We start from the raw sequence: 24,087 nt of genomic DNA, 5'->3' as shown, positions 1-24,087 counted from the left end.
AATTCCTCCTCGCCCTGACGGCGGGAGAAATTCACAGCGTTACAGGATAGCAGCTATGGCTTAACGGAAACCAGGAAATGCGTGCTTTGTCCTGTCGCCCGGCGAGAAAACCTTCAGCTTACTTCAGCGTCGGATAGTCGGTATAGCCTTCCGCGCCGCCGCCGTAGAACAGCTCGGGACGCTGTTCATTCAACGGCGCGTTTTGCCGCAGGCGCTCAACCAGATCCGGATTGGCGATATAGTCGCGGCCAAAAGCTACCGCATCAATCAGGCCCTGTTCAATCAGCGCCGCCGCTTTTTCCGCCGTGTAGCCGCCTGCGCCGACGATAACGCCGGGGTAAGCCGCGCGAATCGCCTGGCGGAAGGCGTCGCTGTAAGGTTTGCCGCCAGCCCAGTCTGGTTCTGATATATGCAGATAAGCCAGCTTCCGCTTCGCCAGTTCACCAATGTAATAAAGCGCAGCGGCCTCCTGATCCTCGCCGTTATCCAGGCCGTTAAAAGGGCCGAGCGGCGAGATGCGAATACCGATCCTGTCTGCGCTCCAGCCGTCAATGGCCGCATCAACGACTTCCAGCGCAAAGCGGGTACGGTTTTCCACGCTGCCGCCGTAAGCGTCGTTGCGCTGGTTAGAAGCGGGCGCGATAAACTGGTGCAGCAGATAACCGTGCGCGGAGTGTAGCTCCACCAGATCAAAATCCGCCTCGCGCGCGTTGATCACGGCCTGACGGAAATCGTTGATTACATCATCTATCTCATCCAGACGCAGCTCGCGCGGCGTTGAAGTCGCTTCCCGAATGGTTCGACCTTCTTTATCGCGCAGCGAAGTACGGGTTTCAGCATTGATAGCGGAAGCAGAGACAGGCGCTTTGCCGTCCGGCTGTAGGCTACTGTGAGAGATACGGCCAGTGTGCCAGAGCTGCACGGCGCTGTGGCCGCCATCCTGATGAATGCCCGCGTTAATGGTTTTCCACGCAGCGATTTGCTGAGCGGTATGCAGACCCGGCGCGCCAGCATAGCCTTTCGCCTGGAAAGAGATTTGTGTGGCTTCGGTAATAATCAGCCCGGCGCTGGCGCGCTGGCGGTAGTATTCGCCCATCAGCGGCGTAGGGACATCGCCCGGCTCAACGCTGCGCAAACGCGTCAGCGGCGCCATAAAAATACGGTTGGGCGCTACGATCGCGCCGATTTTTAGCGGGGTAAAAAGCGTATTCAGCTGCATTAATCACTCCTGATAAAACGGCCTGCGCGCAGGCCAATAGGGTCAGTGACTGTTTAGCGTAGTCTGAATTGCGCTGGCGTTAGAAACGGCACGGCACGATCGGATCATATCCAGCGCTGGCTGATACTCTTTGGTTTCGACATTCAGCATGCCCAGCAGCGTATGAAAAACATTATCCTGGGAGACGGCAGCGGTGCTGGCCGCCCGTCGTAAGCATTCCTGATCGATGCCGTAAGCGTGGGCGTAATCCGGGGATAGCCATAGCAAAAAAGGAATATGGGTTTGCTGCGCTGGCGCAAACAGATAAGGCGCACCGTGCAGATACATGCCATGTTCGCCAAGCGATTCACCGTGATCGGAAAGATATATCAGCGCGACATTATATCGATCGCTCCGCGACCTGAGCAGGCTGATAGTTCGATCCAGCATTGAATCGGTATAAAGAATAGAATTGTCGTAGGTATTAACCAAAGCCTGTGGATCGCAGTCCTGAATTTGATTGCTGTCGCAGGTCGGCGCAAACTGACGTTGCTCCGCCGGATAACGACGATAGTAAGCGGGGCCGTGGCTGCCCATTTGATGCAACACGATCACCGTATCGTTTTTCACGCTATCCAGGTAATGATCCAGCCGCCAGAGTAGCGCATCGTCCAGACAGTAATCATGCTGGCACAGGCTGCTCAGCCGCCATTTCGTCATATCCGTATGCGGCACGCGATCGCAAGCGCCTTTGCAGCCGCCATCATTTTCCCGCCACAGTACGCTAATGCCCGCATGCGCCATTACATCCAGCAAACCTTCCTGATGATGCGCCAGGCTGGCGTCATAGTGCTCGCGCGGCATGTTAGAAAACATACAGGGCACGGAAATAGCGGTTTCAGTGCCGCAGGAAGTCGCATGCGGATAATAGATAACGTTATCTTGTGCCAGCGCGGGGTTGGTATTCTGCACATAGCCGCCGAGTGAAAAATCTTCTGCCCGCGCCGTTTCGCCCAGCACGAAAACCACCAGCGTTTTCTTTTTTTCCGCCAGAATCTGCGGGCCTTTATGCGCATCCTGACCGATTTTGACCAGCGCCGGGTCGCCGGAGAACCAGCGGTCGTCCGCATAGTGGCCGATGCTGCTGACGACGTTGGCGGGCGTAATCATTTTGATCAGCCCTTTATTATTGCGCACCAGCGAAGCGTAATCTTTATAGAACAAAGCGGCGATCAGAAGCACCAGCAGCAATGCCGCCAGCGCGGAGCCAGCACGAAAAGCCAGATTCATCCACCATGGACGGGCAGTATCGATATTAACCAGTAAAATCATCAGCGCAGGCAGGATGCCGATTAACGCCAGCCAGAGAAAATAGCGCAGGCTGAACAGCGAGGTGGCTTCCTGTAAATCGGTTTCGAACACGTTCTGGATCATATTGGTGTCGATTACGGTGCCGAAGCTATACATAAAATAATTAGCCGCCGCGCTGGCCAGTACCAGCACAATCAGCAGCGGCTTTCTTATCCACGGCAGTGCGCCAAGGCTGAAAATAAATACGAAGGCGCAAAACAGCACCACCGGCAGCGTAGCGGCGAAAACATAATCTCTCGCCGAGAGATAAGGAATAATCTCCCAGGCTCGCAGCAGGAAAACGGCGTTCAGGACAACGGTGAAAAACAGCGCGGCGTAAAAATTGAAAGCAATCTCATTGCAGCGTAGAGCAGTCAGCTTCATGGCAAATCGTCACGGATAAACAGAATACCGAGCATAACGTTGTTACTGTTTTGAAACTTTAACCGATACTCAACAATCCAAAGAGACTAACATTGATCTTACACTTTTAGCTTTTCTGGCATAAGGAGCGACGTTGGCCGAACAACTGGAGTTTTTTCCCGTCCCCAGCCCGTGCCGGGGAATCTGTCAGAGCGATAGCCGCGGCTACTGCCGTGGCTGTTTGCGCAGCCGCGAAGAGCGCTTTAACTGGATGAAATACAGCGACGCGCAAAAGCGGGAAGTGCTGCGACTGTGTCGGCTGCGCTGGCAAAGATTACAGCGTGCCGGTAAAAACATTGAGCCTGAAGAACCGGAACAGCCCTCGCTTTTTTAACTATTTTTTGTGCGCTTGCCGAATTAGCAGCCAGGCTTAGAGCTTGTGTGGCTAAATGTGAGGAAGTGTAATGAGACGTGTAACGCTGATTATGGCATCGCTGGCTTTTTGCGGGCTGGCTCATGCCGCCAGTGAAAAAGTCGATATTAAACTCGCCACGCCGGAAGGCGCGGGCGAAAGCATTGGTCAGGTGACGATAGAAGAAACGGCTTACGGCCTGAGCTTTACGCCGCAGCTGAAAGATCTGCCGCCGGGCATTCACGGTTTTCATGTTCATGCCAACGGCAGCTGCGAACCTAAAACCACCGACGGCAAAACCGTAGCGGCAGGCGCGGCGGGCGGCCACCTCGATCCGCAGAAAACCGGCAAGCATCTGGGGCCGTGGCAGCAGGGACATCTGGGCGATTTACCGGCTCTCTATGTAGCGGCAGACGGAACGGCGACCTATCCGGTGCTGGCGCCGCGCATCAAAAAGCTGTCGGAAATTAAAGGCAAGGCGCTGATGGTGCATGCTGGCGGCGATAACCATGCCGACCATCCTGAACCTCTCGGCGGCGGCGGCGGGCGTTTCGCCTGCGGCGTGATTTAATTACCGTAAAAGCCCGCCGCCTGCGCAGGCGGCGGCAGAGGATGCTTAACCTCAGTGCACCACGCTGATATGGTCAACCTCGATTTCGGTATGACCATCGTTTTTATCCACGTCGCCGACTACGCGTACCGTTTTGCCGATCGCCGCGCCGCTGTCTTCCCAGTCGTCATCCTCTACATCAATGCGGATCTTACCGGTGCTGTCTTCCAGCCAGTAGTGGTCGTCGTCGCCCGCGCGGCCGGTGATCTTGCCTTTCAGGATCACGTGAGCATCGTCATGCAGCGTTTTTGCCTCTTTGACGCTGACGGTTTTCGCCGCTGAATGAGCATAAAACGGCAGCGCAAAGGCCAGCAGCAGCAGGGGAGCCAGGTTTTTTTTCATCAGAATTCCTTATAGTGAATACTCCGTTTGAGCGCTGATAAGTATAAATGATAAACCCTGGTAAATGTAGTGTTATGGGCGCGCTTGCTGTAGCTGTGAGAGTGAACAGCAAAGCCGCCAGGCGATACCTGCCAGTTCCGTTTCGCTCTTAGTCCCGCCCGCCGCCAGTTTGTCCACGCTTTCGCGTAGTTCAGCCAGCGTTTCCTCCAGCGCGCCGTGCTGAATGCCTTTGCCGCTGATAATCCGGTGCAGGTTTTGTAATAAAGCCTCCCGCATCGCCAGAAGTTCAGGTGAATCGCTGCGCCAGTCGCGTAGCTGCCAGACAATATGCGAGCAGTTCAGCAATACCACGCCCCAGCGCAGTAGCCAGAGACGGGCCGGCTCATCGCGGCTGGCGTTCAGCTGATTGACCCGATAGTAGATTAACGACTCAAAACGGCTTTCGCTGAGATGCGGCCGACGGCTAAGCTGATCGAGAAACTCGTGGCGCAGCGCGCGGATATGACGGCGGCTGCGGCGCTTATCGGAGCTGGGCCGCAGGATAAGAAACGCCAGCCAGGCAAGCAGAACGCCGCAAACCTTGGCGATATTGTCATTGAGAAAGCTTTGATAGTCATAGGTAGGCGGGTTAGTAACCGCCAGAAACGAGCCGCCAAAAACAATCAGCTGGCCCCACAGCGCGGCACGCTTCTTTTGCTGCACCTTAAACAGCTGTAGCGTGACCAGCAGCGGAAACAAAAACAGCAAAAATTGCCATAGCACGCTGACCTGCACCATCAAACCAAATTTAATGATAAAGCTGAACACAGAAAGCAGCAGCAGCGTTTTCAGCAGTAGCGAAACGCTGCTGACGGGCGAAGGCACCGAAGAATAGAGCACGCAGCTGATAGCGGCCAACGTTAGCGCCGCCGCGCCGGAATCCCACTGCGTAGCAAGAGTAAAGGCGCAGCCCACTACAATCACGCTAAAAGTGCGCAGGGCGCTCCAGCTGGCTTCGGCGCTGTCGCTGCGTCGGGCCAGCGCGGGAACGACAGGCGGCGACAGGCGGGTTTCGGCGTCGGCCTGTTCAAACAGGCGCAGCCAGCGGCTGATGTTTAAATAAAGCCAGCAAAAATAGCGCAGGCGGTGCCAGAAAGCCTGATAGCGATAGTCGTTTTGTGCTGATGGTGCAGCTTCGGCGAGCAGCCGTGCCAGACGATACTTATCGCAGTCGGCGCGGCCCAGCTCATCCAGCAGCAGCGACAGCGTGCTAAAGAGCCGATCCGGCGCGTCGGGCCAGTTGAGCAGCATCCGGCGCAGGCTGGAAATCACGCTGGTCAGGCGCAGCTGCTGGTGCAGTACATAGTTAAGCACGTTGTTCTGGCGACGAAAGCGGTAGTGGCTCCAGAAAGCCTGGATCCGTAACAGGTTAAGCGTAAGGATCTGACCAATTACGTTTTCATGCGCGCTACGCACGTTGTCAGTTGTTTCACGCTGCAACAGCAGCCGACCGTGATCCAGCAGGCGTCCATGCATTTCCTTCAGAGATTTAATCAGCGTATCGCCATCCGAAGTGCTGGGCAGGATCATCATCATCAGGCCGCCGCAAAGAATGCCGGTAATCACTTCGCAAACGCGCGCCTGAGTGATATCCCACAGATCGCCGATTTCAGTGATATTAATGGTGGTAAAGACAATGATGGCGGCGGTGTAGCCCGCCAGCGAAAAGGCATAGGCGACGTTGTTCTGATAGTGATTCTGAATCCAGGTACAAAGCGCCAGCCAGCTGGCGATAGCCAGCGCAAACAGCCAGGGCTCGTTCAGCGTGTGGCCTGCAATCAGCAACGCTGCGCCTGCGCCCAGCAAACTGCCCGCAATCCGGCCCAGGCTTTTGCTGATTACGCCACCAACCGTGGGAAAGCTCACCACGGCGGCGGAGGTCATCGCCCAGTAAGGCTCGTCCAGCGCCAGCGCATAGGCGATGCTCAGCGCCAGGCACATAGCGATGGCGTTGCGCAACGCATAGCGCCACTGCCCGCCGGTTGCCTTAATCCACGGCAAGTTCTGCCATGCCAGCCACGTCAGATTCATGGCGCGATGGAAATAGTACAGGTGGTGCCCGCTACCAGCGGCAAATCTTCCGGCACCGAAGTCAGGCGAATACGCACAGGCACGCGTTGCGCAAGGCGCACCCAGGGAACGTTAGGTTTAATATCCGGGATCAGCGAAGTATCGCTTTCTACGCTCTGGTCATAGATGGCGCGGCCGATGCTCTCTACCTCGCCCTGTAGCACGCGGTTATCGCTATAAAGGCGTACGGTAGCCTTGTAGCCAGGCCGGATATGCCGCAGCTTGGTCTCTTCAAAATAGCCCATCACATAAAAAGAGTGGCTATCTACCAGCGCAAACACCGGCGTGCCGCTGGTGGCGTAGTTGCCGGGACGGACCACCAGGTTGCTGATCCAGCCGTCGGTCGGCGCGGTAATTTGCGTCTGGGCCAGGTTCCAGCGCGCCTGATCTAACTGCGCCTGCGCGGCCTTTGCCGCTGCGGCCAGGGATTTGGCATTCAGCTCCGCCGCATCCAGATCTTCGGCGGAAATCACATTGCGCGGCAGGCTCTGCCGCCGCCGCGATTCATGCTGCGCCTTCAGCAAATCGGCCTGCGCCTTCGCCAGCTGCGATTCGGCATCCTGCACCGCAATACGATAAGGCTCGGCGTCCAGCGCCATCAGCGGCGCGCCTTTGGCGACAAACTGGTTATCCTTTACCAGCAGCTTTTCAATCCTGCCGGAAACCTGCGGCGTGATATTGACCAGCTCGGCGCGTACCTTGCCGTCGCGTGTCCAGGGCGACTGCATATAGAAGTTCCACAGCCACCAGCCCGCGCAGAGCGCGGCAGCAAAAAAGATCAGGGTCGAGAAATATTTTAATGAGCTGAATTTCATACAAATGCCATAAGCAGCCACAGCGAAGCGCTGACGCAAAGGATAAACAGGGAAAGGTCGAGTAAAGTGGGATGCCAGATCTCGCCGGAGTAGATCCAGCCGCGCAGCAGCGGATGGATCAGCAGCCAGAGAAAGAAGCCGGCCAGCACGGCTTTAAACAGCGGCGGAAAAAAGAGCGAGGCGCCAAACACCAGATCGGTCAGCGGCGACAGCGCCGCCGAAAAAGCATAATTCACTAAAAGCACTCCCTAAGACTACTGAAGGTGAAGCGATGGAGGTCCTGTGGCTGGAGCAAAGCAGTACAGGCCATGGACGGGCTGTACTGAGCTACCATGGAAGGTGCTTTTTGCGTCTTTGCGGAAGAACCAGGCCCTCCTGAGCCGGCACCTGCATATTTTGTCATCAACCTCACTCCTTGTGACCTTTTTCACAGCATAGCAGCGAGTTGGCATTACGCTTAAGGTGAATGAGATTTGTAATGTGCCGGAGAAACTCGCAGAATAACCGGAATCAGGCCTGATAGCTAGCAAGCTAATTATAAGGAGAGGAAATTGGATACCCCATTAGGAACGGACCTCGCAAGATTAGTACGTATCTGGCGCTCGCTGATCGACCAGCGCCTGAAGCCGCTGGAGCTGACGCAAACGCACTGGGTCACGCTGCATAATATTCATCAGCTGCCGCCGGACCAGTCGCAGATCCAGCTTGCCAAGGCGATCGGCATCGAGCAGCCTTCGCTGGTGCGCACGCTCGATCAGCTGGAGGAGAAAGGGTTAATTACGCGCACAACCTGCGCTAACGATCGCCGCGCCAAGCGTATCAAGCTCACCGAAGAAGCCGCGCCGATTATCAGCGAGGTAGAGCACGTAATAGACGCCACGCGGGATGATATTTTGGCGGGCATCTCTCAGCAGGAGATCGATAAAATGGTCACGCTGATCGCCCGGCTGGAAAAAAATATCCTGGAACTGCAAAACCGGGATGAGTAAGGGAACCGGCGGACGCCGGTTCCTTGCTTTTAGCGTGGCGAAACGGTGATCTGGCTGCCGTTGGAAGCGAGCGCGACGCGCTGGCCCACAGCGAAACGGCTGGCGGCCTGCTTCTGTACCACCATGATGGTGTTGCCATCATCCTTGCGGATTTCCAGCTCGACGCCCTGAGTTTTGTTCATGGCGCCCTGAACACCCTGGCCAGCTACGCCGCCAGCAATAGCGCCAGCCGCCGTCGCCAGGCTACGGCCGGTGCCGCCGCCGACGGTGTTCCCCAGGAAGCCGCCGAGCACGGCACCGCCGATGGCGCCGATCACGTTGCTGTCATCGCCGCCCTGAATCTGTACCGGACGCACGCCGACCAGGGTGCCGTAGGTGACGCTCTGCACCTGTTTGGCTTCGGAGGCGCTGTAAACATCGCCGGAAAGCGTACTGTTATTGGCACAGCCTGCTAAAGTCACACCGGCCAGTGCCACGATCATCATGCGCTTCAACATCATCTAACTCCTTTCTTTATGCTTATGCTGCAGTCAATTGCGCAGCGATCAATAACCTAATTATAAGGTACAGGCAATGCCTGTAGTCCGATTACGCAAAAAATTGCTTTAAGAATAGCGCAGCCTGGCTCAACCGGGAATCAATGCCTGCGACGCCGTCGGCACAAAATTCTTTCATCATGTAAAATTGCACAGTTAATCATAGAATTGACGCACCGTTTTTGCGACGCTGTTACAAGGTTCGCAATTCCCACCGCGGGTAAGGGAGATCAATGAGATCGGGACGCTATATAGGCGTAATGTCAGGCACCAGCCTGGACGGCGTAGACGTGGTGCTGGCCGCCATCGACCAGCAGATGGTGGCGCAGCAGGCCAGCTACTGCCATCCCATGCCGCCAGCGCTGCGCGAGGCGATTCTGGCGGTCAGCCAGGGGCAGCAGCTAACGCTTTCGCAATTGGGGCAGCTCGATACGCGGCTTGGGCGGCTATTTGCCGAGGCGGTGCAGGTGCTGATCCGGCGAGAAGGGCTGGAGAAAGAAGATATTGCCGCCATCGGCTGCCACGGGCAAACCGTCTGGCATGAGCCGCTGGGCGAGGCGCCCAATACCCTGCAAATCGGCGATAATAACCAGATAGCGGCGCTGACCGGCATCACGGTAGTCGGCGATTTCCGGCGGCGGGATATGGCGCTGGGCGGCCAGGGCGCGCCGCTGGTGCCCGCGTTTCATCAGGCGATCCTGATGCATCCGGAAGAGAGGCGCATGGTGCTGAATATCGGCGGCATCGCTAATCTTTCGCTGCTGATCCCCGGCAAGCCGATCGGTGGCTACGATACCGGGCCGGGCAATATGCTGCTTGATGCCTGGATCTGGCGTCATCAGCAGCGGCCTTACGACAAAGATGGTGCCTGGGGCGGCAGCGGGCAGGTGGTTTATCCGCTGCTGCAACAAATGCTGGCGGATCCCTGGTTTGCGCTGCCTGCGCCCAAATCCACCGGCAGAGAATACTTTAATCCAGGCTGGATAGATCAGCAGCTAACCAACTTCCCGGGCCTGTCGCCGCAGGATGTGCAGGCCACGCTGGTGGAGCTGACGGCGATGACTATCGCGCAGCAGGTCATGCTCTGCGGCGGCTGCGAAAGGCTGCTGGTTTGCGGCGGCGGTGGCAAAAATCCGCAGCTAATGGCACGCCTCAGGGCGCAGCTGCCCGGCACTGAAGTCGGCACCACCGACGAGGCGGGGATCAGCGGCGACGATATGGAGGCGCTGGCGTTCGCCTGGCTGGCTTACCGTACGCTTTCCGGCGAACCGGGCAATCTGCCTTCCGTCACCGGCGCGCGAGAAGCTTCCGTGCTCGGCGCGATTTTTCCAGCCAATATTCAGCGCTACCGCTGACAACCTGAACGGAGCCACGATGAAAAAAAGCTTTTCGCTCGTTGTTGTGCTGCTGCTGAGCGGCTGCCTCTCCCATCCGCCCGATCAAGTTAAAAAGCTGCACTATCGCTGCGGCACGCTGCCGCTGACGGTGCTGCTTGATAACGGGCGCCAGCAAATTAACCTTATTCTGGACGGCAATCCGCTGACGCTGAAGCAGCAGCCTGCCGCTTCCGGCACGCGCTATGCCAATGATCAGTATGTTTTCTGGTCAAAAGGCGACGGGGCTTTTATTGAACGCAACGGCAAAGTTATCGTTGACGACTGTCGCCTTGATAAAGGTTAACTCGTTGAAATTGGTTGTAATCAGGCGCACAATGCCCTGACTCTGATAGCGGAAACCCCATCATGAATGACGACAGCCTGCAGCAGATAGCTCATCTGCGCCGTGAATACACTCGTGGCGGCCTGCGCCGTAAAGATTTGCCTGCCGACCCGCTGGCGCTGTTCGAGCAGTGGCTCGGCCAGGCGGTGGCGGCGCAGCTTCCCGATCCCACCGCCATGAGCGTGGCGACCGTGGATGAACAGGGCCAGCCTTACCAGCGCATCGTACTGCTCAAACACTTCGACCAGCGTGGCATGGTGTTTTACACCAATCTTGGCAGCCGCAAGGCGCATCATCTGGAGAACAACCCGCGTATCAGCCTGCTTTTTCCCTGGCATATGCTGGAGCGTCAGGTAATGGTTCTTGGGCGCGTTGAAAAACTGTCGACGATCGACGTGATAAAGTATTTTCACAGTCGCCCGCGTGAGAGCCAGATCGGCGCCTGGGTCTCGAAGCAGTCGAGCCGCATTTCGGCGCGTGGCGTGCTGGAAGGCAAGTTTCTGGAGCTGAAACAGAAATTCCAGCAGGGCGAGGTGCCGCTGCCGAGCTTCTGGGGCGGCTATCGCATCGTGATAGAGTCGATGGAGTTCTGGCAGGGCGGCGAACATCGCCTGCATGACCGCTTTTTCTACCAGCGCGAAGGCGAAGCCTGGAAAATCGATCGCCTGGCGCCCTGATTGCGCGAAATAATCCTTTAAGCGCTGGCACAGAGCCCGCCAGCGCTTTATTCTATACCCCTTTTTTTCATCCGCTAGCCGGCGGATAGCTGTGTACCAGCAAAGGTGCAGACTTTTTTTACACGGAGTCACAGATGGGCAGCAGTAACCTGATTAAACAATTGCAAGAGCGTGGCCTGGTCGCCCAGGTAACGGATGAGGAAGCGTTAGCAGAGCGGCTGGCGCAAGGGCCAATCGCGCTCTATTGCGGCTTCGATCCGACCGCGGACAGCTTGCATTTGGGCCATCTGGTCCCACTTCTCTGCCTGAAGCGCTTCCAGGATGCCGGACACCGTCCGGTGGCGCTGGTAGGCGGGGCGACCGGTCTGATCGGCGATCCAAGCTTTAAAGCGGCCGAGCGCAAGCTGAACACGGCGGATACCGTTAACGAATGGGTTGAAAAAATCCGCGGCCAGGTCGCGCCTTTCCTGGATTTCGACTGCGGCGATAACAGCGCCATCGCGGCCAACAACTATGACTGGTTCGGCGGCATGAACGTGCTGACTTTTCTGCGCGATATCGGCAAGCACTTCTCCGTTAACCAGATGATCAATAAAGAAGCGGTGAAGCAGCGCCTGAACCGTGACGATCAGGGCATCTCCTTTACCGAGTTCTCCTATAACCTGCTGCAGGGCTACGACTTTGCCTGCCTGAACGAGCGCCACGGCGTCGCGCTGCAGATCGGCGGTTCCGATCAGTGGGGCAACATCACTTCCGGCATCGATTTGACCCGCCGCCTGCACCAGAACCAGGTCTTCGGCCTGACCGTGCCGCTGATCACCAAGTCCGATGGCACTAAATTCGGCAAAACCGAAGGCGGCGCGGTCTGGCTGGACGCGAAGAAAACCAGCCCGTACAAATTCTACCAGTTTTGGATCAACACGGCCGACGCCGACGTTTACCGCTTCCTGAAATTCTTCACCTTTATGAGCATTGAAGAGATCAACGCGCTGGAAAAAGAAGATAAAAACAGCGGCAAAGCGCCTCGCGCGCAGTACGTGCTGGCGGAGCAGGTTACTAAGCTGGTGCATGGCGAAGAGGGTTTAATCGCCGCGCAGCGTATCACCCAGAGCCTGTTCTCCGGCAGCCTGGCAGAGATGACCGAAGCGGACTTCGAGCAGCTGGCGCAGGACGGCATGCCGTTCGTCGAGCTGGAGCAGGGGCAGGATCTGCAGCAGGCGATGGTGGATGGCGATCTGGCACCGTCACGCGGTCAGGCTCGCAAGCTGATCGAGTCGAAAGCAGTAAGCATCAACGGCGCAGTACAGCTGGCGGCGGATTATGCTTTTGCAGCAGAAGATCGCCTGTTCGGCCGTTTCACGCTGCTGCGCCGTGGTAAAAAGAACTACTGCCTGATTGTCTGGAAGTAACTGTTCCGGCAGGCAGGAGCCGACCAGCTCTTAACGGAGCTGGTCATCATAAAGAGTTATTCTTTGATAACCCCGCTTATATTTGTCCTGGCAAGGTCTTAATGAAAAACATTCTTTCCGTTCAGTCGCACACCGTTTTCGGCCATGCCGGTAACAGCGCGTCTGAATTTCCTATGCGCCGCCTTGGCGCAAACGTTTGGCCGCTGAATACCGTACAATTCTCTAACCATACCCAGTACGGCCAGTGGACGGGCGTAGTGATGCCCGCCAGCCATCTGACCGATATCGTCAGCGGCATCGCGGCCATTGACCGCCTGAAAACCTGCGATGCGGTGCTGAGCGGCTATTTAGGCTCGGCAGAGCAGGGTGAACAGATTCTGGAAATCGTGCGCCAGGTAAAAGCGGCCAATCCCGATGCCTGGTACTTTTGCGATCCGGTAATGGGCCATCCTGAAAAAGGCTGTATCGTTGCGCCCGGCGTGGCAGAGTTCCATGCCAGCAGCGCGCTGCCCGCGAGCGATATTATCGCGCCAAATCTGCTGGAGCTGGAGCTGCTCAGCGGCCATGAAGTCACCAATGTGGAACAGGCTGTGGCTACCGCACGCGAGCTAATCGCCAAAGGGCCGAAAATCGTGCTGGTTAAACATCTGGCGCGCGCGGGCCAGCGTAGCGATCGTTTTGAAATGTTGCTGGTGACGGCAGACGAAGCCTGGCATATCAGCCGCCCGCTGGTGGATTTCGGCGTACGTCAGCCGGTAGGCGTTGGCGATCTCACCAGCGGATTGCTGCTGGTGGATCTGCTACACGGCCTGTCGCTGAAAGCGGCGCTGGAGCATATTACGGCGGCAGTCTACGAAGTAATGCTGAAAACGCATGAAATGGGCGAATATGAACTGCAGCTGGTGGCGGCGCAGGATCGCATCGCTAATCCTCAGCAGCATTTTGACGCGGTAAAACTGTAAAAACAGCGCCGGGCGGCGGGCCAGCCCGGCGTGATAATTACTTGTCGTTGCCGAAGCCCTGCTTCAGCAGCGCAGGCAGTACTTCCGGGAAATAAATATTCTGGTAGTAGCCGGCAACGCTTTCGCTCCAGCTTTCGCCGTCCGCACGGCCAATGTTTTGCCAGTGCTGCACCATCTCCTGATTGTAAGCCGCAATATTCTCTTGCAGACCTGCGGTGCTGTAAGTTTCTTCATGACGGAAGGTGCTGAGCGGCAGGCGCGGTTTCTGATGAGCAGGCTCGTCAACGTAGCCAATCGCCAGACCCACCACCGGGAAAGTATATTCAGGCAGCTTGAGCAGCGAGATCATCGCCTGCGGGTCACGGCGGATACCGCCAATCGGCACGATACCCAGCCCTTCCGCACGCGCGGCCGTCATTACCGCGCCCAGCGCGATACCGATGTCCGTTGCGCCAGAGACCACGCTTTCGATACTTTGATGGGCAATCTGCTCTTTGCCGATCGCTTCTATTGCCTGCTTGCTCTTTAGCATATCCAGTACGAAGGTGATAAACAGCGGCGCTTTAGCGATCCACGGCTGGCCGCCGGCGATAGCGGCGAGCTTCTGGCGCGCTTCGGCGCTGCGAGTAACAACCAGCGAAACCTGCTGCGAGTTTACCGAAGTGGGCGCGCGGTATGCGGACTCCACTAAACGATCGATAACGGCGTCATCAATAGCGCGTTCGGTAAAGCTGCGCTCGCTTTTATGTGCAGTAAGAATATCAATAACAGAACTCATAACGCCTCCTGGTTTAATTACCGCAGAGTATAAGGCTTTGCCATCCGGCGGTTTAACACCTTATGCGCTGGCGGAAAGCCCGTGTCCGCTTTAATCAGGCACAAAAAGGCCCTGCGATGCAGGGCCAGAGGTTGATGATAAAGTATTTCGGTGCAGGCTCAGGAGGGCCTGTGTCTTCCGCAAAGACGCAAAAAACGTCGTCCATGACAGCTCAGTACGGGCCGTCCATGGCCCGTAATGCTTTGCTCCAGTCACAGGCCCTCCATCGCTTCAAGTTTGTCAGCAGTCTGAGGCCCTGCTATGCAGGGCCACAGGCTATTGACAAAGATAACAAAACTCAGGCGAGCTTCTGTTTTCTACAGCTACAGGACAGCTTTATAGCGGCAGAGGCTGAGCGGATAAGCGGACCGTTTGGCGCATGGACGCGCCAACCGAGCCTACATGGAGGTATTAACGGCGTGTCCGTGTTCCGATCTGCCTCTGCTGCTCTGTCACTGATTTAAACGCGACTGAAGGGGTTTATTTGCCATTGTGGCCTGAAAGAGACAAGCCCAGGCGGCGATTAGAACTGATATTCCAGCCCCAGATTACCGCTGTAGCCTTCCAGGCCCGCGCCAAAGCTGTGCGAGTAATTCACCTGAGCAGAAGCGCGAAGCTGCGGCGTCAGTTGGCCGCTGAGTCCCGCCCCAGCCTGCCAGTGGTTGCGCCGCATTTCCGGCTTTAGCGTTTCTCCGTTCATCTGTACGCCCGGCGTCGCCCCCAGCCACTGCACTACGTCCGCCTGGATATAAGGTTTAACAGCCGCGTGGTTATAAGAGAGACGTACTCCCTCGCGCAGTTGGCCCAGCAGCAGATCCTGAGACTTTAGCTTTACGCCTTCGATCTTGCTTTCGCTAAAGTTGAGATATTGTGCACTGGCCTGCAAATGAGGCTCCAGCGTAAAACTCTGGCCCAGCATTACCGGCAGGCCGGTATCCGCAGAGAGAGTGACTCCGTAGCTATGGGTTTTGCCGCTGGTCAGGCTGGAGAACTCATTGCTGTAGCGTGTCGCCTGCATGATGCCGTCTATGTAAGCGCCGCTGTCGTGCAAGGCCGTCAGATAGCCGCCAACGCCGTAGGCCCGCAAGCTGTTTTTACCCACATCTACGGAAAGCTCGGGACGAATATCGCGCGCCTTGTCCTTGTTGCCGCTGCGCTGATGGCCGATGGTTGCCATTGGCCCGGCGTAGAGATGCCAGTTGTTGGCCAGATTGCGCTGCAACAGATCGCCGCCGAATTGTACATAAGCGGTATTAACATCATAGGCGAAGCGTCCGGCACTGTAGCGTTCGTGGCTGGCCGCTATCCTTCCCCAGACCGCGTCATTTTTATAGGCGGACTCGCGGGCATGCCAGTTGCCAGCAGTGGCGAAACCGTAAGTGGCGTTCAGCAGGGGCGAGACAATATAGCCTGCGGTTTCCGGACGATAAGCGGTGACGGCGGGCGTTTCGCTGGCAGAAGCAGGAGGAGGGCTGTCGTTATCATTCTGCGTTGGCGTATCGGCACTGCCGGGTATTACCGGCGTCAGCGAGGACTGAAGATACCAGTCATGGTCGCTAACCTTATTCAGCACATACTGATAGTTGCCTGCGACCAGAGTGTTGCTCTGCGTAAAGGAAGCAGCCTGCGCATCGCCCGCTACGTTAATCACCGGAATGCCAACGCTGGTGGCCGCGCCCGTGCCGCCCTGATTGTTGATGGTCACGCCATAGCTGCCGGAAGCATTACCCCCAATCAGAATTTTATCCGTAGCCGAGCTGTCATCGCCCAACCGGGTATTCAGCACAAAAGAACCGGAGCCGGAAAGGTTGCCATTGACGTTCAGCGTTGTAAAAGAGGATGGGGGGCTAAAAACAAGAGTACCGCCGTTCTGCGCCAGGGTATCAACGCCGGAACTGCCGGTTAACAGCCACCTGCTGGCGCTGTCCAGAGTGAGCTGGCTAAGGCCGGTAGCGGCGCCGTTCAGCACTGAGCCGTTGGTAAGAGCCAGATTGATAGTGCCGCTGCTTGCCAGAATGTCTCCTTCAATTTGACTATTATCGGCGGCAATATTAACCAGAGGCGTTTCGCTGGCGTCTGCAGATGCTGTAACGCTCCTTATCGCAATGCCGTTGCCGCTATAAAGCGTTGAGCCGTTTTTTAACGTCAAATCCAGCCCATCGCCTGCTGTTTCGCCTTGCACGTAAACAGCGTAGCCGGTGCTGCTAAGCGACGTATTATCCAGCGTTATACGATTTTCTGGCCCTGAAACGCTAAGCCCGATAGCCTCGCTGCCTTCGCCAGAAATTTTACTATTACGAAAAGATAATTCAGACTGGCTGCTGGCTAAGGCATAAGTCCCTTTGCCGGAAACTTTTAACGTTAAATTATCTGCGGATACCGCAGCGGCATTTATAGCGGACAAACCGGTAGATTGATCGCCAGAAGTGACAACTTCGGTATTATTAATCTCAAGCGTGGATGAAAGAACGTTAAGGCCCAGGCTGCTCTTTCCTGCCGTAAAGACCGCGCTGTCATTAATAGTGGCGCTACCGCCTGAGAGATAAAGGCCATAAGAAGATTCGCCCTCGGTCGCCAGCACCGAAGCGGAAAGAGAAGCTTTGCCTTTATTCACCATAAGGGCATGGCTGCCGTAAGTACCCTGAGTTTTAATATCGACGTCATTCAGTATCAGCGAGGTATTTGCCATGCCTGCTACGCCCATAGCATTATCGCCAGAGGTGAGGATGTCAGAATGGGTAAGCGTGATAACACCTTCTCTTTCGCTGCTGCCGAAGGCTACAACGCCATGACTTTTCGCACCTGTTGTCAGGAGAGTAAGCCCATCGCCGGTGGTGTTCACGCTGCTGGTCAGGGCGTAGCTGCTTGTTCCCGAGGTGCTCAGCACGCTGTTTTCAAGTTTGGCAGTGCCGAACTGCGCATTTACCGCATGGGCATAGTCGCCGCTGGTGCTGATAGTGGTCTCTGCGGCATCCAGTGAGGTTGGTTTATCCTCACCGCCAGCCAGCCAGATGCCTTCGGCATAATTGCCAGATGTTTTGTATTCGCCGCCGCGAATAACGGTAGCGGAATTTTGATTGATAGCGACCGCATAAGCGAAGTCGCCGCTGGTAGCGACGTTAACATTGTTTAACGTCATATCTCCGCCCATTGCCAGCAGCCCATACATAACGGAGTTAATAGTGCTGTCATGCAACGTTAAAGTACTTCTAATCTCAGTTCCGCTAACGAGTATCCCTCCCATTGAGGTCGAGGCGGTGCTGATAGTGATATTTTTGCCGTCTAAATGCCCATCACGGGAAGTAATGGCATAGTCGGCGCTTTCGCCTTGCAGAGCAATATTGATATCTTCAAGCGTAGCGCTGGTGCGGTTAAGATTAATGGCGCCTCCGCGAAAGTTATCAGCGCTGCCGGTCAGGGTCAGGTTGTTAGCCTGCAGCGTGCTGTCTACCAGATAAATGGCTTCTCCGGCGTAGCTTGACGATGACAGCGTAGTATCCCTGACGGTGATAGCCGCCTTGTTACCGTAAATCGCATATCCGGCCTGCTGACGAAGAAGCCCGGCGGTAATAATAGTGCTGCCGTCGATAATAGCCGAGCCATTATCAACCCTTACGCCATCAGAAGAATGCCCTGAGGAAATTAGCGTAGCCTCATTTAACTCAAGGGCCGCACCATCGCTAATCCAGGCATTAGCCGTAGCGGCAGCCGTGGTCTCGAAGACTAATTCTTTATTGGTGATTAGCTGGCTGCCGCTTCCTGCCGCCTGCAAACCGTAATCGAGCTGTTCAGTTGCCGAGTAGCCTGAAGTCACCTGAAGCGTGGAGCCATCGGTTACTCTCCACGGCGAAGCCGCAACAGCTGTTAAGGGGAAAAGCGCCAGCGTAAGCAGGCTAAGAGGAAATCTTTTCACTGGTGTAGTCATAGTGCATCCTTTCGTAAAATTGACTGGTAAATATCGGGCTCACCGGTTTTTAAATAAATGTAAAACTTAGAGTTAAATGACAAATAAAAATAATGAATTAAGAGATAAGCCTGAAAAGCAGGCTTATTAATTATCACAATATTACCGGTAGGGTTATGCTAATGGATATGATGATGCTCAGGAAGTGCTTTTTAATAAAAGATCATGCAGATGATTCTGAGTGAATATCAGGCTTAATTCTTATTTTGTTAATTTAAATATAATTAAAATAAGATGATTTGATGTTATTTAAAATGGTTTTGTTAGTTTTTTCAAAAACAGTGATGTTAAAATAATTTTATTCTCGCCGGAGCGGCTCGCTTGCAAATTTAATAAAAATAATCATGCCGTAACAATCCTGGCGCGGCAGACTGGTTCGGTAGCCGGAGCTGCTCTGAACCAGCCTTAAGCCGCCAGCCGCCTCAGCTTAATCCTTCTGCCGCCAGCGCCGCCGCTACGTGCGGTCGCGCCGCTACCCGCTGAAACCACGACGCCAGCGAAGCGAAATCGCCGATCTCCAGCTTCAGGGACTTCGCCCAGCGCGTCACGGTAAACAGATAGGCATCGGCCACGGTAAAGTGCAGGCCCAGCAGCCATTGCTTGTCTTTTAACTCGCTATCGACCCAGGCAAATTTTTCAACCAGCTGCTGCTGCAGCAAGGTTTTATAGTCATCGGGCACGCCTTCGCCAAACAAGGGTGAAAAGCTTTTATGCAGCTCCGCTGAGATATAATTCAGCCATGCCAGCGTCTGATAACGCGCCAGCGATCCCGTAGGCGCGAGAAGCTGACGATCGGGCTTAAGGTCGGCAAGATACTGTACGATGGCTACGCCTTCGGTCAGCACATTACCATCATCAAATTGCAGCGCGGGCACTTTACCTTTGGGATTGAGCTGGCGGTAATTCTCATTTTGCTCGGTGAGGCCGGCAGCGGTATCTACCTTTACCAGGGTGAAATCAAGGCCCGTTTCCAGCATCACGATATGCGGGGAAAGCGAACAGGCGCCGGGCATAAAGAAAAGTTTCATGGCTTGCTCCTTTTGGCTGAATGGCGAATTACTTTAGCTTAATGCCAACCGCTCAAAAAGACAGCAGCGCGTACGCTTATCACCCAGAATTAATTATCTGCGCTGAAACAGGCGAGTTCGGGCAGCGAAGCGCGGGCCAGATCCCAGAAGGCGCGCACTCTGGCGGGCATATACTTAACATTTTGCGTCACCAGCTGTACCGGAACGGCGGCAGAACGAAATGCTGGCAGGACTTCACGCAGCGAGCCCGTCTGTAAATCTTCATAAACCTGATAAGAGAGCAGGCGGGCAATGCCTTTTCCGGCACGGGCAGCGAGCAGCTGCGTTTCTACCTCGTTAACTATCAGCCTGGGTGTTATACGGATGCGCTCCTGTAAGCCGTTGGCGAAAAAACGCCACTCTTTATGCGATGAACCGCCGGCAATTAAATGATGAGTAGCCAGATCGGCAGGCGAGAAGGGGACGCCCTGCTGTGCCAAATAGGCCGGGCTGGCGACCAGCAGACGCTGCACGCGGCCAACTTCAACGGCGACCAGCGAAGAATCCCGAAGCTGGCCGATACGCACCGCCATATCCAGACCTTGCTCGATCAGATCCTGATAGCCGTCGCTGAGCTGTAAATCGATCTGAATATCCGGATAGCGCTCAAGAAAAGTCAGCAGCAGCGGAACGATATGCCTGCGGCCAAACTGCACCGGCGCGGTAAGGCTTAGCTGGCCGCTGAGCGGGCTATTATCAGCGACGGAAAGCGCCTGCTGATAAGCATCAAGAACGCTTTTAGCGCGTTCAAAAAACGCCAGGCCCGAAGGCGTGGGCGCCACACGGCGAGTGGTGCGTTCGATTAGCTTGCAGGCCAGCCGGTTTTCCAGCGCGGCCAGCGTTCGGGTTACCGCTGCCGGAGAACGCCGCAGCACGCGGGCCGCAGCCGCCAGGCTGCCCTGTTGCACCACAGCGACAAAGACCGCCAGCTCGTCGATTTTATCCATCACTGTTTCGCTTTCTGGAATTATGAATTGCTATTTTTGCTTGTTTACGCCGTTTTCAGCAAGAGTAAGCTAAAGCAAACCTGGAGGAGAAGAGAATGGCTCAATTAACGCTTTACGGTACTGAACTTTCCGGCCACGTGCACCGCGTCCGGCTGCTGTTATCCATGCTGAAGCTGTCGGCAGAGTGGCGGGAAGCGGGCGCGGAAGAGAGAAAAAGTCCTGAGTTTCTGGCACTGAATCCGCTCGGCCAGGTGCCGGTATTGGTCGATGGCGACATTGTTATTGCCGACAGCAATGCGATTTTGGTTTGGCTGGGAAAACGCTATGCGCTAAAGAGCCAGTGGCTGGGAGCGGATCTTTATCAGGAAGCACAGATACAGCAGTGGCTGGGCAAGGCGGCAGGCGAAATTCGCTATGGCGTTGCTTCGGCCAGGCTAATCAAACAGTTCAATACGCCGGAAAATTACGAGGCGGCACTGGCTACGGCACATAAATTTTTACCACAGATGGAGGCGCATTTAAGCGGAAAAAGCTGGCTGGTGGGCAACAACGCAACTATTGCCGATCTGGCCTGCTATGCCTATGTTGCCTGTGCGCCGGAAGGCGGCATCGCACTGCGTAACTATCCCGCTATTCGCCAATGGCTAAAAAATGTCGAAGCGCTGCCGGGCTTTATCGCGCTGCCGTCATTGCCGCATCCACCGGAGGCGTAATAATGTTTCATCCTGGCGAACTTAAGGCGCAGCAAAAAGCGGGATTTACGCCGCCAGCCGCTGCAATTTATACGGCTATGCCGCAGCAGCACCGTTTGTTCTACGCCGGGCTGAGTCAGTTTTACTTTAGCGTGGCCGGGGCAGACGGCTATCCTGTAGCGGGTATTTTGCAGGGTGCGCCGGGTTTTGTGCAGGCTCTGGATGAAACCCATCTGCGGATAGTCAGCGGTGCGCTAAATACTTTTCCCGGCTTCCCGGAGCTGCGTCCCGGCATGGCGGCGGGTGGGCTTGGCCTGGATTTTTCTAACCGTCGGCGTAACCGGGTCAATGGCGTGATAGAAAGCGTGACGCCGGATTTTATTACGCTTGCCGTGCGTGAAAGCTTTGGCAACTGTCCGCAATATATACAGCGGCGAAACCTGCCGGAAAGCGAGTCGCAGCGGCTGCCGGAGAGTGAATTGCTCGTTTCGCTGGATGCGGATGCGCGCTATCTTGTGGCTGCCGCGGACACCTTTTTTATCGCCAGCCGAGCGCCGGAAGCGGGTGCCGATATCTCGCATCGCGGCGGGCCGCCAGGCTTTATCGGGCTACAGCAAGGAAAACTGAAGATCGCGGATTATGCGGGCAACCGTTATATGAACACGCTGGGGAATTTGCTGCTGGAGCCGCGCTGCGCCTTACTGATCCCGGATTTCCATCAGGGTGCAGCACTGCATATTCAGGGCAGGGCAGAGATTATCTGGCAACAGGCGGAGCGCTATCTGCTGGTTACGCCAGAAAGGATCACGCGGCTTCGCCAGCTGCTGCCCGCTGCCGGGCTGGCCGTGGAGTATGCCGCTTCCACGCTGGCCATCAATAAAAAAGGGTGACATCGCGTCACCCGAGACTGCTGACAAAGCTAAAAAAGCTTGAGTGAACATCTGTTTTTTACAGCAACTCCGCAGCTTGATAGCGGCAGAGGCTGAGCGGATAAGCGGACCGTTTGGCGCATGGACGCGCCAACCGAGCCTACATGGAAGTATTTACGGCGTGTCCGTGTTCCGATCTGCCTCTGCTGCTCTGTCACTAATTTAAACGCGGCCTGGGGTTTGTCATCAATCTGGGGTGACATCGCGTCACCCTTTTTTCCATTCAGCGCAGACTATTAGTCCAGCGTCATGCGGTTCAGCTTAGGTGCGGTCAGCAGCATCAGCACGGCAATCACGCCGGTTACGATACCAATCTGTAGGAAGACATCGCCGTAAACGTGCAGCGATTGCAGCGGATCGGTGATATTTTCCGGCACCGCCATCATATTCGCCACTTTACCGGCTACCATAGCCGCGCCTGCGGTGGTCAGGAACCAGGAGCCCATAATAAAGCCCATCAGGCGCTGTGGTACCAGCTGCGCCACCATTGCCAGACCCAGGCCGGAGATCATCAGCTCGCCGACGCTTTGCAGCGCATAGCTCAGGATCAGCCAGCTCACGGAAACGATGCCCAGTTCGTTGGCGAATTTAGCGCCCAGCGGCAGCACCAGGAACGCGATAGAGCAGAGCACCATACCCAGCGCAAACTTATGCGGCATCGGCAGGCGGTCGCCCATTTTGTTGTAAATTGCCGCCAGCAGCGGGCTGAAAATCATAATCCAGAACGGGTTCAGCGCCTGATACTGTTCAGGCTGGAACGCCAGACCCAGAATGCTGTGCTCCACGTTGCGGATAGCAAAAAAGTTTAGCGAGGTTGGCATCTGCATATAGAGCACGAAGAAAACAATCGCCTCTACCATCAGCAGAAACGCCACGATCATTTTACGCCGCGCCGCGCCCTGCAGGGCGAAGGTCTCTTTAGCGAACACCAGCACTATGCCTGCTGCAATCGCCGCCAGCACCAGACGGGCTATATCCTGGTGATGCAGCATCCAGGTCGCCATAACCACCAGTGCGACGATACCGATCAGCGTTGCCAGCAGTTTACCCATATGCAGCGGCTGGAAATCAGGCTTAGAGCCGTGGTCTTTCACCCAGCGACGGCAGATCATAAAGTTGACCAGCGTAATCAGCATACCCACGAAAGAGAGTGAGAAAGCGATGCTCCAGCCGTAATGTGCCGCCAGCCAGGGCGTAGCCAGCATAGAGAAAAACGAGCCGATGTTAATAGCCATGTAATACATGGTAAAAGCGCCGTCCAGGCGGGGATCGTCTTTCTCATAGCAGGTAGAAAGCAGGGAAGACGGGTTTGCCTTAAACAGGCCGTTACCCACGGCGATGGTCGCCATGCCGATATAGACCATGCTGACATCGTGCCCTGACCAGGCCACCAGCGCATAGCCCAGCGCCAGCACCAGCGTGCCCAGCACGATAACGCGTTTGGTGCCGAGCACCTTATCGCCCAGCCAGCCGCCAACGGCGATCAGGCCGTAGACCAGCGCGCTAAAAGAGGCGAACAGCGTAATCGACTGCTCTTCGGACATACCCAGCATTTTGACGAGGTAGACCGCCATAATGCCCTGTAAGCCGTAATAGCCGAATCGCTCCCAAAGCTCAATTGAAAAAATCAGATAGAAGGATCGGGGCTGTTTAAAGGCGTTGAGACTGGTTGTCTCGGGATGTTTGTTTGCAGTTGACACGGATACCTCTGGAGTCAATCGCCTGATTTGCAGCGAAAATTAAGCTGTTTTAAATCAGGACGGGCTTTAGCCGCATAGTTATAAATTCGGAAAATTGGCGATTAATTTCGCCGATTGTTAGCTATCAGGCAAGCGTTTTTTCAAATCAGGCTGGATGCTGTTTTAATAGTGTTTACATTAGGTAAAAAGAAGAGAGGTAGATTAAAATGCTGCTGTAAGGCAGCTAAATAATAGATTGAACTGTAAAGAGATTAATAACTACTCACTAAGCGAAACTAACAACCTGCATGCTTTTCGCCAAGGATTGTTTTAAAACGGCAGGTTTAAGCAAAATTATGTGTGGTTTATGCAAAAAAAATAGCAGTAAATAGAGATTTATCACATTCTTTACTGGTGGGTGGTGCCTAAAATCACGCTAAAATCTTACGCCTGCACCGAAATGCTTATTTATCGCTGTAAAATAACTGGTTAGGGCAGCCA

The 24,087-nt window shown here is 55.5% G+C and carries 22 protein-coding genes; 10 read left to right on the top strand and 12 right to left on the bottom strand.

Annotated elements, in window-relative coordinates; translation table 11 throughout:
* Positions 1 to 118: 118 nt before the first annotated feature.
* On the bottom strand, positions 119 to 1,219 hold the full coding sequence (locus tag ACETPC_RS08945) for an alkene reductase (RefSeq protein WP_380180542.1): 1,101 nt from the start codon (positions 1,217 to 1,219) through the stop codon (positions 119 to 121).
* Positions 1,220 to 1,261: 42 nt separating this feature from the next.
* Positions 1,262 to 2,932 (bottom strand): phosphoethanolamine transferase EptA, encoded by a 1,671-nt coding sequence (gene eptA, locus ACETPC_RS08940; protein WP_380180540.1) that lies wholly within the window; start codon positions 2,930 to 2,932, stop codon positions 1,262 to 1,264.
* A 133-nt stretch (positions 2,933 to 3,065) separates the two neighbouring features.
* On the opposite strand from eptA, the gene ACETPC_RS08935 reads away from it, so the two are divergent.
* Positions 3,066 to 3,305, top strand: coding sequence for a DUF1289 domain-containing protein (locus tag ACETPC_RS08935; RefSeq protein WP_380180538.1), 240 nt, complete (start codon positions 3,066 to 3,068; stop codon positions 3,303 to 3,305).
* A 70-nt stretch (positions 3,306 to 3,375) separates the two neighbouring features.
* Entirely contained in the window at positions 3,376 to 3,894 is a 519-nt protein-coding gene (gene sodC, locus ACETPC_RS08930; protein ID WP_380180537.1) for a superoxide dismutase [Cu-Zn] SodC, read from the top strand.
* A gap of 51 nt (positions 3,895 to 3,945) precedes the next feature.
* Here sodC and ACETPC_RS08925 read toward each other — a convergent pair whose 3' ends face one another.
* From ACETPC_RS08925 to ACETPC_RS08910, 4 genes are all read right to left on the bottom strand, one after another.
* Entirely contained in the window at positions 3,946 to 4,275 is a 330-nt protein-coding gene (locus tag ACETPC_RS08925) for a NirD/YgiW/YdeI family stress tolerance protein (RefSeq protein WP_380180536.1), read from the bottom strand.
* 72 nt (positions 4,276 to 4,347) lie between these two features.
* Positions 4,348 to 6,345: an FUSC family protein gene (locus ACETPC_RS08920; protein WP_380180534.1), complete on the bottom strand. Its 1,998-nt coding sequence runs from the start codon at positions 6,343 to 6,345 to the stop codon at positions 4,348 to 4,350.
* Positions 6,342 to 7,199 (bottom strand): efflux RND transporter periplasmic adaptor subunit, encoded by an 858-nt coding sequence (locus ACETPC_RS08915; protein WP_380180533.1) that lies wholly within the window; start codon positions 7,197 to 7,199, stop codon positions 6,342 to 6,344. The genes ACETPC_RS08920 and ACETPC_RS08915 overlap by 4 nt, the downstream gene beginning before the upstream one ends.
* The gene (locus tag ACETPC_RS08910) at positions 7,196 to 7,435 is read right to left on the bottom strand and encodes a DUF1656 domain-containing protein (protein WP_380180532.1); all 240 of its coding nucleotides are present in this window, start codon (positions 7,433 to 7,435) and stop codon (positions 7,196 to 7,198) included. Before ACETPC_RS08910 ends, ACETPC_RS08915 begins: the two co-directional genes overlap by 4 nt.
* Positions 7,436 to 7,750: 315 nt before the next feature.
* Between ACETPC_RS08910 and slyA the strand changes: the two genes are divergently transcribed.
* The gene (slyA, locus tag ACETPC_RS08905) at positions 7,751 to 8,188 is read left to right on the top strand and encodes a transcriptional regulator SlyA (RefSeq protein WP_380180531.1); all 438 of its coding nucleotides are present in this window, start codon (positions 7,751 to 7,753) and stop codon (positions 8,186 to 8,188) included.
* A 29-nt stretch (positions 8,189 to 8,217) separates the two neighbouring features.
* On the opposite strand, the gene slyB is transcribed toward slyA, so the two are convergent.
* Positions 8,218 to 8,685, bottom strand: coding sequence for an outer membrane lipoprotein SlyB (gene slyB, locus ACETPC_RS08900; RefSeq protein WP_380181055.1), 468 nt, complete (start codon positions 8,683 to 8,685; stop codon positions 8,218 to 8,220).
* 272 nt (positions 8,686 to 8,957) lie between these two features.
* Between slyB and anmK the strand changes: the two genes are divergently transcribed.
* From anmK to pdxY, 5 genes are all read left to right on the top strand, one after another.
* Positions 8,958 to 10,079, top strand: a complete 1,122-nt coding sequence (anmK, locus tag ACETPC_RS08895) for an anhydro-N-acetylmuramic acid kinase (RefSeq protein ID WP_380180530.1) — start codon at positions 8,958 to 8,960, stop codon at positions 10,077 to 10,079.
* 19 nt (positions 10,080 to 10,098) lie between these two features.
* Positions 10,099 to 10,404 carry an MliC family protein gene (locus tag ACETPC_RS08890; RefSeq protein WP_380180529.1) on the top strand — a complete coding sequence of 102 codons (306 nt, stop codon included), beginning with the start codon at positions 10,099 to 10,101 and terminating at the stop codon, positions 10,402 to 10,404.
* Positions 10,405 to 10,466: 62 nt separating this feature from the next.
* Positions 10,467 to 11,120, top strand: coding sequence for a pyridoxamine 5'-phosphate oxidase (pdxH, locus tag ACETPC_RS08885; protein ID WP_380180528.1), 654 nt, complete (start codon positions 10,467 to 10,469; stop codon positions 11,118 to 11,120).
* A gap of 134 nt (positions 11,121 to 11,254) precedes the next feature.
* Positions 11,255 to 12,529 carry a tyrosine--tRNA ligase gene (gene tyrS, locus ACETPC_RS08880; RefSeq protein WP_380180527.1) on the top strand — a complete coding sequence of 425 codons (1,275 nt, stop codon included), beginning with the start codon at positions 11,255 to 11,257 and terminating at the stop codon, positions 12,527 to 12,529.
* 101 nt (positions 12,530 to 12,630) lie between these two features.
* On the top strand, positions 12,631 to 13,491 hold the full coding sequence (gene pdxY / locus ACETPC_RS08875) for a pyridoxal kinase PdxY (RefSeq protein WP_380180526.1): 861 nt from the start codon (positions 12,631 to 12,633) through the stop codon (positions 13,489 to 13,491).
* A gap of 37 nt (positions 13,492 to 13,528) precedes the next feature.
* On the opposite strand, the gene ACETPC_RS08870 is transcribed toward pdxY, so the two are convergent.
* The 4 genes from ACETPC_RS08870 to ACETPC_RS08855 all read right to left on the bottom strand — a co-directional run bounded on the left by ACETPC_RS08870 (position 13,529) and on the right by ACETPC_RS08855 (position 20,286).
* Complete coding sequence (locus ACETPC_RS08870) at positions 13,529 to 14,269, bottom strand: NADPH-dependent oxidoreductase (RefSeq protein WP_380180525.1); 741 nt, start codon at positions 14,267 to 14,269, stop codon at positions 13,529 to 13,531.
* Between the two features lie 562 nt (positions 14,270 to 14,831).
* Entirely contained in the window at positions 14,832 to 18,233 is a 3,402-nt protein-coding gene (locus tag ACETPC_RS08865; protein WP_380180524.1) for an autotransporter outer membrane beta-barrel domain-containing protein, read from the bottom strand.
* Between the two features lie 461 nt (positions 18,234 to 18,694).
* Positions 18,695 to 19,300: a glutathione transferase GstA gene (gene gstA, locus ACETPC_RS08860; protein WP_380180523.1), complete on the bottom strand. Its 606-nt coding sequence runs from the start codon at positions 19,298 to 19,300 to the stop codon at positions 18,695 to 18,697.
* A gap of 89 nt (positions 19,301 to 19,389) precedes the next feature.
* Positions 19,390 to 20,286, bottom strand: a complete 897-nt coding sequence (locus tag ACETPC_RS08855; protein ID WP_380181053.1) for a LysR family transcriptional regulator — start codon at positions 20,284 to 20,286, stop codon at positions 19,390 to 19,392.
* A gap of 95 nt (positions 20,287 to 20,381) precedes the next feature.
* Here ACETPC_RS08855 and ACETPC_RS08850 point away from each other — a divergent pair, with 95 nt between their 5' ends.
* Positions 20,382 to 20,999 (top strand): glutathione S-transferase, encoded by a 618-nt coding sequence (locus tag ACETPC_RS08850; protein WP_380180522.1) that lies wholly within the window; start codon positions 20,382 to 20,384, stop codon positions 20,997 to 20,999.
* A gap of 2 nt (positions 21,000 to 21,001) precedes the next feature.
* A complete protein-coding gene (locus tag ACETPC_RS08845) occupies positions 21,002 to 21,868 on the top strand; it encodes a pyridoxamine 5'-phosphate oxidase family protein (protein ID WP_380180521.1) in 867 nt (288 codons plus the stop codon).
* A 275-nt stretch (positions 21,869 to 22,143) separates the two neighbouring features.
* On the opposite strand, the gene dtpA is transcribed toward ACETPC_RS08845, so the two are convergent.
* Positions 22,144 to 23,607 (bottom strand): dipeptide/tripeptide permease DtpA, encoded by a 1,464-nt coding sequence (dtpA, locus tag ACETPC_RS08840; protein WP_380180520.1) that lies wholly within the window; start codon positions 23,605 to 23,607, stop codon positions 22,144 to 22,146.
* Positions 23,608 to 24,087 lie beyond the last annotated feature (480 nt).

The sequence above is a fragment of the Pantoea sp. sgz302252 genome (assembly GCF_042610525.1).
Classification (GTDB): Bacteria; Pseudomonadota; Gammaproteobacteria; order Enterobacterales; family Enterobacteriaceae; genus Erwinia.
This window is presented reverse-complemented; position numbering and strand designations above follow the sequence as displayed.

What these genes read in the sequence shown, in the direction of transcription:
- gstA (WP_380180523.1), bottom strand. Translation starts at nt 19,300, where the DNA reads ATGAAACTTTTCTTTATGCCCGGCGCCTGTTCGCTTTCCCCGCATATC.
- ACETPC_RS08945 (WP_380180542.1), bottom strand. Translation starts at nt 1,219, where the DNA reads ATGCAGCTGAATACGCTTTTTACCCCGCTAAAAATCGGCGCGATCGTA.
- ACETPC_RS08870 (WP_380180525.1), bottom strand. Translation starts at nt 14,269, where the DNA reads ATGAGTTCTGTTATTGATATTCTTACTGCACATAAAAGCGAGCGCAGC.
- ACETPC_RS08890 (WP_380180529.1), top strand. Translation starts at nt 10,099, where the DNA reads ATGAAAAAAAGCTTTTCGCTCGTTGTTGTGCTGCTGCTGAGCGGCTGC.
- ACETPC_RS08920 (WP_380180534.1), bottom strand. Translation starts at nt 6,345, where the DNA reads ATGAATCTGACGTGGCTGGCATGGCAGAACTTGCCGTGGATTAAGGCA.
- tyrS (WP_380180527.1), top strand. Translation starts at nt 11,255, where the DNA reads ATGGGCAGCAGTAACCTGATTAAACAATTGCAAGAGCGTGGCCTGGTC.
- ACETPC_RS08850 (WP_380180522.1), top strand. Translation starts at nt 20,382, where the DNA reads ATGGCTCAATTAACGCTTTACGGTACTGAACTTTCCGGCCACGTGCAC.
- ACETPC_RS08855 (WP_380181053.1), bottom strand. Translation starts at nt 20,286, where the DNA reads ATGGATAAAATCGACGAGCTGGCGGTCTTTGTCGCTGTGGTGCAACAG.
- ACETPC_RS08865 (WP_380180524.1), bottom strand. Translation starts at nt 18,233, where the DNA reads ATGACTACACCAGTGAAAAGATTTCCTCTTAGCCTGCTTACGCTGGCG.
- eptA (WP_380180540.1), bottom strand. Translation starts at nt 2,932, where the DNA reads ATGAAGCTGACTGCTCTACGCTGCAATGAGATTGCTTTCAATTTTTAC.
- ACETPC_RS08925 (WP_380180536.1), bottom strand. Translation starts at nt 4,275, where the DNA reads ATGAAAAAAAACCTGGCTCCCCTGCTGCTGCTGGCCTTTGCGCTGCCG.
- ACETPC_RS08915 (WP_380180533.1), bottom strand. Translation starts at nt 7,199, where the DNA reads ATGAAATTCAGCTCATTAAAATATTTCTCGACCCTGATCTTTTTTGCT.
- pdxH (WP_380180528.1), top strand. Translation starts at nt 10,467, where the DNA reads ATGAATGACGACAGCCTGCAGCAGATAGCTCATCTGCGCCGTGAATAC.
- sodC (WP_380180537.1), top strand. Translation starts at nt 3,376, where the DNA reads ATGAGACGTGTAACGCTGATTATGGCATCGCTGGCTTTTTGCGGGCTG.
- slyB (WP_380181055.1), bottom strand. Translation starts at nt 8,685, where the DNA reads ATGTTGAAGCGCATGATGATCGTGGCACTGGCCGGTGTGACTTTAGCA.
- ACETPC_RS08845 (WP_380180521.1), top strand. Translation starts at nt 21,002, where the DNA reads ATGTTTCATCCTGGCGAACTTAAGGCGCAGCAAAAAGCGGGATTTACG.
- anmK (WP_380180530.1), top strand. Translation starts at nt 8,958, where the DNA reads ATGAGATCGGGACGCTATATAGGCGTAATGTCAGGCACCAGCCTGGAC.
- pdxY (WP_380180526.1), top strand. Translation starts at nt 12,631, where the DNA reads ATGAAAAACATTCTTTCCGTTCAGTCGCACACCGTTTTCGGCCATGCC.